This is a genomic window from Streptomyces sp. LE64 (genome assembly GCF_052606915.1).
Genome location: NZ_CP199709.1, coordinates 39,252 through 49,192, shown reverse-complemented (window position 1 = coordinate 49,192; position 9,941 = coordinate 39,252). Strand labels below are relative to the sequence as shown.

Annotated in this window: 7 protein-coding genes; 5 read left to right on the top strand and 2 right to left on the bottom strand. The window is 72.1% G+C overall.

Annotated elements, in window-relative coordinates; translation table 11 throughout:
• The first annotated feature begins 655 nt into the window (after positions 1 to 655).
• On the top strand, positions 656 to 3,178 hold the full coding sequence (locus ACSMX9_RS30220) for a Helicase associated domain protein (protein ID WP_445403189.1): 2,523 nt from the start codon (positions 656 to 658) through the stop codon (positions 3,176 to 3,178).
• Positions 3,178 to 3,468: a hypothetical protein gene (locus ACSMX9_RS30215; protein WP_445403188.1), complete on the top strand. Its 291-nt coding sequence runs from the start codon at positions 3,178 to 3,180 to the stop codon at positions 3,466 to 3,468. The genes ACSMX9_RS30220 and ACSMX9_RS30215 overlap by 1 nt, the downstream gene beginning before the upstream one ends.
• Positions 3,469 to 3,577: 109 nt before the next feature.
• On the opposite strand, the gene ACSMX9_RS30210 is transcribed toward ACSMX9_RS30215, so the two are convergent.
• A complete protein-coding gene (locus tag ACSMX9_RS30210; protein WP_445403187.1) occupies positions 3,578 to 5,212 on the bottom strand; it encodes a replication-relaxation family protein in 1,635 nt (544 codons plus the stop codon).
• 696 nt (positions 5,213 to 5,908) lie between these two features.
• Here ACSMX9_RS30210 and ACSMX9_RS30205 point away from each other — a divergent pair.
• Positions 5,909 to 6,358 (top strand): hypothetical protein, encoded by a 450-nt coding sequence (locus ACSMX9_RS30205; RefSeq protein WP_445403186.1) that lies wholly within the window; start codon positions 5,909 to 5,911, stop codon positions 6,356 to 6,358.
• A 447-nt stretch (positions 6,359 to 6,805) separates the two neighbouring features.
• Here the strand turns inward: ACSMX9_RS30205 and mobF are convergent, their stop codons facing one another.
• Complete coding sequence (gene mobF / locus ACSMX9_RS30200; RefSeq protein ID WP_445403185.1) at positions 6,806 to 8,788, bottom strand: MobF family relaxase; 1,983 nt, start codon at positions 8,786 to 8,788, stop codon at positions 6,806 to 6,808.
• A 294-nt stretch (positions 8,789 to 9,082) separates the two neighbouring features.
• Here mobF and ACSMX9_RS30195 point away from each other — a divergent pair, with 294 nt between their 5' ends.
• Together ACSMX9_RS30195 and ACSMX9_RS30190 are read left to right on the top strand one after the other, a co-directional pair.
• Entirely contained in the window at positions 9,083 to 9,424 is a 342-nt protein-coding gene (locus ACSMX9_RS30195) for a hypothetical protein (protein WP_445403184.1), read from the top strand.
• A 29-nt stretch (positions 9,425 to 9,453) separates the two neighbouring features.
• Entirely contained in the window at positions 9,454 to 9,675 is a 222-nt protein-coding gene (locus ACSMX9_RS30190) for a hypothetical protein (protein WP_445403183.1), read from the top strand.
• Positions 9,676 to 9,941: the final 266 nt, after the last annotated feature.

The following is a 9,941-nucleotide window of genomic DNA, read 5'->3' as shown; positions in this document are numbered from 1 at the left end:
CCGGGGCGCTGCGCGCCCCGGCCGCTCCCGCTCCGCGTGAGCGGAGGCGGCTCGCTCCGCTCACCGCCGGGCGGCACGCGCTCCGCGCCCGCCACCCAACCGCAGGGCATCCGGCCCGCGTTGCGGGCTGGGGCCGGCCTCCGGCCGACCCGTGGCCTCCGCTGCGCTCCAGCCACCCAGGGCGCGCGCCCCACTCCCCCACCGGCCAGGCGTGCCACGCTCCGCGCGGCCCACCCACGGGCCTTGCGGCCCGAGCAGCAGCAAGAGGAAGGGGAGGTGACAGGTAGTCGGGCGGGTGACCGGGGACTCGGGGCCGGCCACCCGGGGGGAGGCCGGATTGAGGGGGCGTCAAGGTCCTGGATTGGCTGGCGATAAGGCAAGACTAACAGCTTTCAGCCACGTTCGGGGGAATCTCGGCATTCCTTGTGCTTCATTTCTGAGAGCGAGATAGACTCTGGACTCAGAGCACACCACCCTGGACCGCTCCGGAGGGTTATCGAGATCCATCCGGCCGCCTTGCCGATGCTCCGGCGGGGCGGATCAACCAGCCGATCGCGTCAGTCCCACCGTAGCCCTTGTGGCCAATCTACGTGCAGGTTTCCCGTTTCCCGCCGCTCGAATCGACCGGACGGCACCACAGGAGAAGGCAGGCGATATGTCGAGCACCGACCGCGCTGATCAGCGCGAGGCAGCCCAGCGAGAAGCCATTGACGCGGTCGTTCGCGCCCTCGAATTGCCTGCAAGATCACTTGTGCCCGAGCGAGGGCTTCGAACGCAGGTGATCATGGCGACCGGGTCCGGGAAGACCCGGGTGGCGGTCCGCAGCGCGGAGGAGCTCCACGCGGGCCGTGTGCTGGTGCTCGTGCCCTCGCTGGACCTGCTCGCCCAGACCGAGGCCGCGTGGCGCGAGGGAGGCCGCCGGGGGCCGATGATCGGGGTGTCCTCGCTGCGCGGTGAGGAGGTGTCCTTCCCCAACACCACGGACGTGGACGAGCTGGTGGAGTGGACGCGGGGCCTGGACAAGGTGACCGTGTACGCCACGTACGCCAGCCTCGGTCTGGGCACGCTGGAGCGGGCGCACGCCGGGGGCCTCGCGGCCTGGGACCTGATCGTCGTGGACGAGGCCCACCGCGTTTCGGGCCGGATCGGGAAGCCGTGGGCGGTCGTCCACGACAACCAGAAGATCCCGTCCCTGCGCCGCCTCTACATGACGGCAACGCCCCGGCTGTGGCAGCTCGGGGACGAGGACGAGGCCGGCGCCCCCGGCGAGCTGGTCGCGAGCATGGAAGACGACCCCGACGGCCCCTTCGGCAGCCGCTGCTTCACCCTGACGCTCTCGGAGGCCATCGACCGGGGAATTTGTGCCCCCTACCAGGTCGTCTGCGTGGACGTCACCGACACCGCGCTCCAGGCCGCGCAGCTCCTGGGCGCCGAAAGCCGCTCGGCAGAGGTGCGCGGGGCCCGGCTCGCCGCGCTCCAGACCGCCCTGGTGAAGGCGTCCGCGGAGGAGGGCTTCCGGCGCACGCTCGTGTTCCACCACGTGGTGAAGGAGGCCGAAGCGTTCGCGGCCGGCCTTCCCGACGTCGCCGCGCAGCTGCACGCATCCGACCCCGAGCTCTATCCCAAGACGATCTGGGCGGACTGGCTGTGCGGCGACCACAAGCCGCTCCACCGCCGTCGGCTGCTGGGCGAGTTCGCGGCCGGGATCGCCACGGACGGCACCGTGGTGGAGAAGTGCTTCCTGTGCTCGGTGAAGGTCCTGGGCGAGGGCGTCGACACCAAGAACTGCGACTCCGTCTACTGGGCCGACGTACGCGGCTCCATGCCCGACCTCGTCCAGGCCGTGGGCCGGGCGCTGCGGATGCAGCCCGGCGAGGGCAAGATGGCCAGCCTGGTCGTGCCGGTCCTGCTCGGGCCGGGCGAGACGGCGGACAACATGCTGACCTCCCGGGCGTTCGGCGGCCTCGCCAAGCTCCTGGAGGCGCTGCGGGCCCACGACGCCAGGATCGTGGAGACCCTCGCGGAGCAGCAGGCACCGAGCCGCTACAAGCCCGTCAGCAAGGACGACAGCGGCAAGAGCACGAACGGGAGCGGCGAGGGCTCCGGAGGCGTCAGCGCCCCCGCCAAGGCCCTGCTGAAGTTCTCCACGCCCCGCGACCCGGCCGCCCTCGCCGCGTTCATCAACCTGCGCGTCCTCAACCCGGAACACGAGCACTGGCGGCGCGGCGTGGAGGCCGCCGTCATCTACGCCCGCGAGCACGGCGACCTCCGCGTGCCGTTCACGTTCCGCGTGCCCGCCGCCGACGACCAGGAGGCGGAAGGCGAAGGGTGGCCGGCCTCGCTCGCCGGGTTCCCGCTCGGGCAGTGGACCGCCGACGCCAGGAGGTTCTACGCCCGCGGCGACATGGACGAGGACCGCGTCGCGCAGCTGGAGAAGCTCGGCATGATCTGGTCGCACTACGACGTCGCGTGGGAGGAGGGCCTGGCCGCCGCGCGCGGCTGGGCGGCCGAACACGGGCACCTTCTGGCCCCGCTGGACGCAACCTTCCAGGGCGCGAAGGTGGGCATCTTCCTGAAGAACGCGCGGGCCGCCGCCCGCAAAGCGCAGGAGAACGAGCAGCGGCGTGCCGAGGGCCTGCCGGTGGAGTCGTCGGCCGGAGCGCTGTCGGACGAGCGGCGCGAGCAGCTCGAGGAGATCGACGCCTCCTGGTGCCCGTCGTGGCCGGTGACGTGGCAGCGGTGCTTCCACCTGGTCCGGATGCACCTGGACGCCGGTGAGGCGCTGCCCACCGAGGCGGGCGACGTCGTGCGCCAGGGCGAGGACCTCGGGCGGTGGGTGCAGTCGGTCCGGCTCGGCTGGGACCAGCTCACGACCGTGCAGCAGTGGATGTGCGAGCAGGTCCTCGGGATCGAGCCCGCGACCGAGGACGAGAAGCCGCCGCCGCGCCGTACGCAGGCCGACAAGTGGGCGATGAACTACGAGGCCGCCAAGCAGTTCTACGAGCGCGAGGGGCACCTCCACGTCCCGAGGAAGCACGTCGAGCGGATCGTCGGCGAAGACCAGGAGGAGCGGCAGCACAAGCTGGGGGCCTGGATCGGGAACCAGCGCTCCCGGGCGGCGACGCTGACGCCGGAGCGGATGGAGCTGCTGTCCGCGATCGGGATGCGGTGGTCCTGATGGTGGGCGTCGTCGTCACCGCGGCCGCCGCGCTCGCGGCCGGCTATCTGCTCGGGCGGCTGCGCCCGTGGCAGCGGCTGAGCGACTGGGCAGCCGATCAGGTCCGCTTCACCGGGACGTGGGTCCGGGGCGGCGCCGGGCGGCAGGCCGTCGTCGCCCTGGCCCACGCCGTCACCGCGCCGCGCACCAGCTGGCGCATCCTGCGCGCCCCGGGCACCGACACCCCGGTGCCGGTGCCCGTACGCGATCCGAACTGGGTCGCCAACCGCAGCCCCAAGGGCGGCACCTGAGCAGCCGGGAATTCTCAGCGGGGCCGGGCAGGGGATCCTGTCCGGCCCCGCTGTTGTCGGATCACCCGACCGCGCGGGCTTGCCCAGGGCTGCCTTGGGCTTGCCCGGCTCAGCGACGCAGGCGCGAGAGCCAGCCGGTGGTCTTCTGCTCGGGCACGGCCTGGCCCTGCTCCTGGTCGCGCTCTTCCTGCCGGGGGCTCACGCCCCAGGCCCGGTCCTCGGCCTCGAACCGCTGATCGCAGTCCCCGCACAGAGACGGATGCTTCGCCGGGGAAGCGGTCCAGCCGACGCGTTTGGTCGCCTTCCACCGTTCGTCGGTGAACGCGGCACCGCACCAGGTGCAGACGGGGCGCTGGGGTTCCTCCCAGAAGTCGTCCGGCGCTGCCTCGTTGCGTACCGGCTCCTGGCGCTCCTGGGCGTCAGCCGCTGGGCTGACGCCGGCGCGGGCCATCTGCTTGCAGGTGTCGCACAGGTGCGGGTGGGAGTCCTTCGTGGCTCCCCAGTCCTTCGGCTCTACGGCCTTCCAGCGGGTGTCGGTGAACTTCGCCCCGCAGCCGGTGCAGACGGGACGGCGGGCCTCGCGTTCGGCGGCTTTCTTCGCGTCGTGTTCCTGCGCCGCGCGCCGTACCTGTGCCTGGTACTCCGCCGCGCGGGCCTTGGCCTCCTCTTCCTCACGGGCCTGGGCGGCCTCGAAGCGCGGGTTGCCGATCGCCTCCAGGAGGGTCTGCGGGCCGCTGCGTCCGAAGCGGGCGAACACCGGGCCGGCCGGACCGTGCTGGCGCAGCTGGTTCAGCCCGACCGCGATGATCGGGATCTTCCGGTCGTAGAGATGGTGGCCGCCACGCTGCCGCTCCCCCTGCCACAGGTGCCGGGTCAGCTCTTGCAGGCGCGGGACGGTGCGGTTGGGGTTGCGCTCGCCGATGCGGTTGAACACCAGCAGCACGGGCGGATGCGGTGCATCGCCGTACCGGCCCTCGGGGACCGTCCAGCGCGTACGCCACATCGGACGCTCCTTGCCGTCGGTGTCCTTCACCTTCCGCTTGAAGAAGCGGGCGTACTTCTCCAGCTTGTCGGCGAGTTCCTCGGCGGTCTCGTGGCAGTTGTCGACCTCGATGAACAGCAGCGGCACCCCGTCCTGCGGGGCGGTGAGCACGATGTCTGCCTGGGCGCCGCCCTTGCCCGGCGCGTTCCAGGTGCCGGTCGCCGGGAGCGGGACCTCGGTCCAGAACGAGGCGATCGTGCCGATCCCGTCCGGTCCGTCGACGGCGGCCTGGGCGGCAGCCTGAACGTGCGGCGGGTCGACGGCGAGCCTGGCCATGTTCGGCTTCGGGCGCAGCATCGCGATCACGGTCTCGTTGACGGCCATGGGGTGGGAGGCGCCGCTGGAGCCCGCGCCGCGCGCGGTGGAGCCCATCTCCGTCACCGGGCGCCGCAGCTCGTAGGAGGCAGCCTCCAGGCCCTTGGGGGTCAGGTTCCGCAGGGCGTCCCCTGTCTCGGTGGAGCCGCCGTTCTCGGACAGGCCGTGCTTGCGCATGTCGGAGAGCGCGGCCGTGTGCGAGGCCGTGCGGGCCTGCTTCCGCTTCGACGGGGTCTCCTTGTCGGCGTGCCGGAAGGTCAGGTGCGGTGCGCCGATCCGCTGGATCTGATCAGCCGTCGCGACCTTCAGCGCTCCAAGCACGCGCAGCACGTCGCCGCGGTAGATGTTCGTCGACCCCGCCGGGTTGTTCTTCCGCTTCCCCGCCATCAGCTCTGCTCCCTCGTTGCTCGCAACCGGCCGCCGGCCAACCGCCGCCGCGGCTGCTGCCGCTGGCCGCGCCCGGCCTGGGAGGACGTCCGGGCCCCCCGGAACCCGATGATCTCCTCCACTACGGACATGTAGAGGAGAGAAGAGGGTTGTGACGGCGCAGTTTTCGCGCCGATTGCGGCCCTGACAAGGGGTTTTCCTCCGGCCTGGGGTGCCGGGCACCAAAGGGGGTTCCAAAGGGGCCTTCGAAGTGGGCACCCAGGGATCCCCCTTGGGCTTGCCCGCCAGGCGCCGGCCTTCCGGTGTGATTGGCCCGAGCGGCGGTGCTGCCCGGCCTCCGGGTGGGTGGTCGTCATCGTCTGCTCTCCTTCGCTGCCCCGGCCGGGGCGGTCGGGGCGAAAAAGCAGCGTGCACGGACCCCCCTTGTCCGCGGTCTGACCGAGACCGGTAGCGGACGCTGTCTAGGGGAAACGTGGCCGTGGTCGGGCCGGTAGCAGAGGTGGACGAGGGGGTGTGGTCGGACTCGAGGTCGGGCCGACCACCCTGGACAAGGGGGCCCGGTTTGGCCCTTGCAGACCTGATTCGCCGGTTTCGGCTCAGGGGGGAGAGTTCTCTGGCCTCTGTCCACAGGGCCGCGCGCCGACCCTACGAAGACGACGCCGTGAGTCGCGCGGCGGTCATCGTGAGGAGCGCTTCATGCCGTACCTGATCCCGACCCGTACGCCGCTGACGCCCGAGCAGGTGGAGCGGGGCTTCGACTACCTCCTGGCGCTGCAGATGGGTGGCGGCGCCGCTGTCGCCGGGCGGGCGGAAGCGGACCCGGAGCTGGCGTTCGTCCTGCTGCGGCTGGCCGAGGACATCATCTGGCCCGTCACGGCCGTGGACGGAGAGGCTGCCGACCTGTGCGCGGACTCCTTCGTGCTGGACGAGGTCGGGTGCGTGCTGCTGTCCGCGCTGCGGGACTGGGCGCGCGACTCCGCCACCACGGCGGTGCCCGGCATCGCCCGCAGCATCATCCGCTTCGTCGAGAACGTCATCCCCGACCCCGACGACCACGGAGACACCCGCGCCACCCTGGAGGCGATGCGCGGCGAGCACCTGGCGCTGGCGCACGCGGTGCACTCCGCACCCGGTGCGCACCGCTGACCGCACCACCGCACCACCGCACCGAGTGGAGCGCACCCACCCGGTGCGCCCCGGTGCGGTGGTGCGCGCACCGCGTCCATCCGGTGCGCGCACCATGTCCATCCAGTGCGCCCCGGTGCGGTGGGCGGTGCGCGCACCGGTGCGGCCGGCGCGCGGGAGTGGTGCGCACCGGGTGGAGCCGGTGCGGTGGAGTGGGCCCGGGTGGAGACGGTGGAGGCGGTGCGTTTCTCCTTGACCTGAGCCGAGGTCAAGGAGAAACGCACCGGGTGGATGCGCGGCCCCACTCCCGCGATGGCGTCCACTTCCACTCGGTGGGCTCCACTCGGTGGGCTCCACTCGGTGGAGTGGATGGCGAGCACGGTGGCATCCACTCCCGGACGGTGGACTCCACTCGGTGGAGTGGACGCGGTGCGCACCACCGCACCGGGTGCGCACCACCGAGTCCACTCAGTGGCCGGCCTCCCGGCCACGGTGCGGTCCGGGCTCCTGCGGGTGGTGCGCCTGCTGGCCGTCCGGGCGCACCGGGCGCGTCGGGTGCACCGCGTCGGCGTCGGCCTGTGCGGTGTGGCGGTCGGAGCGGACGCGGGAGTCGTCGGCCATCTTGGTGGCCACCTCCTGGAGGTGGCGCAGTCGGTCGGCGGTGAGATCGAGGGCTTCCACGTCCGTGCGGGACTTCTGCAGGGCCCGCAGCGCCGTCATGTCGATCGCTCCCCCGCGTCCAGCCTTCGGCTCCTGGTCGTCGGGCTCGGGGTCGGCCGGCTCGGGCGCGAGCAGCTGCTCGGGCATCGCCGCCTGCTGGTGGGCGACGACGTCGTACGCCCGGCCCCGCACGGCGGTGGCGGTGGCGGTGGTGCGCAGCTTCTCGCGGACCACGGCGCCAGCGAGGACAGCGCGCTCGTACTGGAGCGGGATGCGAGGGATCTCCCACTCCCCCGCGTCCTGGCCCGAGGGCCGGAGCGAGGCTGTCTCGCCGGGATCGGCCGGGGGGTACCGGTCCGGGTCGGCCGCGGGGACCGGAGGGCGGCGTCGGGCGGGGAGGTCGGACAGGGACCACCGGGCGGTGTAGAGGCGGTAGTCCGACAGCAGGCCGATCGTGGTTGTCGGCTCGCTGATGTCCAGGCAGTGGGTGGAGATGGCGGCGGCCACGATCTCCTCGTCCAGGCTGGGGTCGCGGCGGCGGCCGCGCAGGACGAGGGCGAGGTGGCGGCGGGCTTCGGCGAGCAGGTGCCGACGGTGGAAGCGCCCGCCGTCGTTCATCACGAACACCGTCGCGGTGACGTCGACGGCCGCCAGGGCGACGTCGACCACGGCCGCCACCCGGGCCCGGATCGCGGCGGCCGCGGTGCGGGCGTGCTCGAGGAGGTTGGTGATGACGTCGGCGGCGACCTTGGAGGTGAGGATGGCGCTCACCTTCCACCAGACGCGCAGCTGCGCGAGCGGCTGGGTCTTCCGCTTGGGCGGGCGGGTCTTGCGGGCGGCGATCTGGTTCATCTTGGCGCGGGCCCGCTCGGAGACTACGGGCAGGAACCGCGGCTCGCCGTCGTCGTCGACGGCCGTGACGTACTCGTGCTCCAGCTCGGCCAGGCAGGCGGCAATCTGGTCACTGCGCCGGGAGGTCCAGCGGATCAGCTCGTGCGGCACCCCGGCAATCTCCATCACCGGCCGGCGCCCCGGAGTGACGATCCGCGGCTCGGTCGCCAGCCCCAGCTCCTCGCAGACCTCAGCGGCCACCAGCTCGTTGTAGAGCGCGGAGGCCGCGACCGTGTTCTCGTGCAGGGCCGTGGTGTGGATCGAGCCCCACTTCCCGTCCAGGCGCTGCCCCTTCACCGACAAAAGCAGATGGTCATGCAGCAAGGGCCGCCCGGAACGCGCCTCGTAGTGGCGGAAGCGGGCGGCGACCAGACCACCGGGCGGCCTCACCCGGTAGATCCCGTCCTTGCCGTACCGGATCACCGCGACCTCGTCCTCGATCCACTCCAGCACCCGTTCGATCGCCCGCTCGTGCGCGGCCTCGATCACCAGACGGGTCTCCTCATCCCCGAACGCCCACAACAGGTAGATCGTCGGCTGCGGCCGGAACACGAAGTCCACGCCCGTGACCGTCACCCGGCGTCCGAGGGCGCCAGCCTTGAACGCCTTCGTCGCCGACTCACCCTTGGCGAGCCGGTCGGCCTCGATCCGGTCCGCGTCCGGGTGGCGGCCCCGCTCGCCGAACAGGTTCCGCAGCTGCGCCTCGGTGACCTCCTCACCCGGCGCGAGTCCGAGCACGGCAAGTCCCCGGCCCATCCATCGCCCGACCGGGACCCCGGCTTGCTCCTGGGCGGCGCGCAGCGGCGTGCGGGCCGGGCGGCGACCGTCGCCGACGACGGTCTCGCGCAGGTAGTAGCGGTACATCTGACCGGCCCGGACGATCCTGATATCGACTGTCATGAAGCCACGCCACACGGCTCTGACCTGCGAGAAAAGGCCGATCAGCCCGGCGTCCCGCCAGGCGGGAGCAGCGGCCGAACTTTCTTCTCGGGTGCCCGCCGGGCGGGAAGCGGCGCCGGGCCGGACGCGAATGTCATCGCTCTCCGGCAGCACGCACATCACGACCCCAACGACACCATCCAGCACCGCTGAGCATCACCACGCGCCAAGGACGACGCACCGCCAAGGAAGCACCGCCTACCCAGCCCCCGGCAACCGCCGGGGGCTTCGTCGTGCTGCCCAGAGGAGACCACCGTGCCCACCTTCGAGACCTGCCCCCGCTTCACCGCCGACCTCCAGCACCTCACCCCCGCCCAGCGCCGGCGCTTCCGCCGCGTCGTCCTGGACGCCTTCGTGCCCGACCTGCGCACCGGCCGCCAGTTCCGCCCCGGCTTACGGATCAAGGGGGTGCGCCGCGCGCCGGGCGTCTACGAGCTCACCTGGGCGCCGGACGGGCGCGCGACGTGGTCGTACGGCCGGGCGGTGGTCGCCGGGCTCCCCCACGTCGTGTGGCACCGGATCGGGACGCACAGCATCCTGGACCGGCCCCTGGCCGAAGGCCGTCTTGCGGGCGTGGGTCGCCAGTTGGTTGGCTGATCGTTCCGATGACCAGGAGGGGACCCAGCGTGGCAGCGAGCGAGACCGTGACCGAGTCGGAGCACCTGAAGTCGTTGATCATCAGCACCGCGTCCGCGCTGTGGGAGGACAAGGAGGCGCTGGGCAAGTTCCTCGACGTCGTCCGGCGCAGCGAGACCTTCGCGCCGCTCGCCGACAGCATGGCGCAGTCCGAGGTCCGCCCCGCGAAGCCCACGTTCTACGGCGTGAAGAGCAAGGAGTTCCAGGACTGACACAGCGGCCGCTCGCCTCCTGACGGACTGGCGGTGCTATCGCGTCCGAGGGCCGGCTTCCCGAATTGGGGAGGCCGGCCTTCTGCGTCGCCCCTCGGAAGTGCTCCGGCCGGGACACTTCCGAGCGTCCGGCCCCGGTACCTCTCCCCCGTGTGGTGCGTTCATCCCGTTGAGCGGGCGGGGCGGCTGCGCTGGATCTTTCGTGTCTGGCAAGCTGTGGCGCGTCCGAGTAGCCGCACTGGGCGGTGAAATCAACGGACGACTGA

Excerpts from the sequence above, each read along its gene's own strand:
- ACSMX9_RS30205 (WP_445403186.1), top strand. The coding sequence starts at position 5,909 with ATGCCGTACCTGATCCCGACCCGTACGCCGCTGACGCCCGAGCAGGTG.
- mobF (WP_445403185.1), bottom strand. The coding sequence starts at position 8,788 with ATGACAGTCGATATCAGGATCGTCCGGGCCGGTCAGATGTACCGCTAC.
- ACSMX9_RS30210 (WP_445403187.1), bottom strand. The coding sequence starts at position 5,212 with ATGGCGGGGAAGCGGAAGAACAACCCGGCGGGGTCGACGAACATCTAC.
- ACSMX9_RS30215 (WP_445403188.1), top strand. The coding sequence starts at position 3,178 with ATGGTGGGCGTCGTCGTCACCGCGGCCGCCGCGCTCGCGGCCGGCTAT.
- ACSMX9_RS30220 (WP_445403189.1), top strand. The coding sequence starts at position 656 with ATGTCGAGCACCGACCGCGCTGATCAGCGCGAGGCAGCCCAGCGAGAA.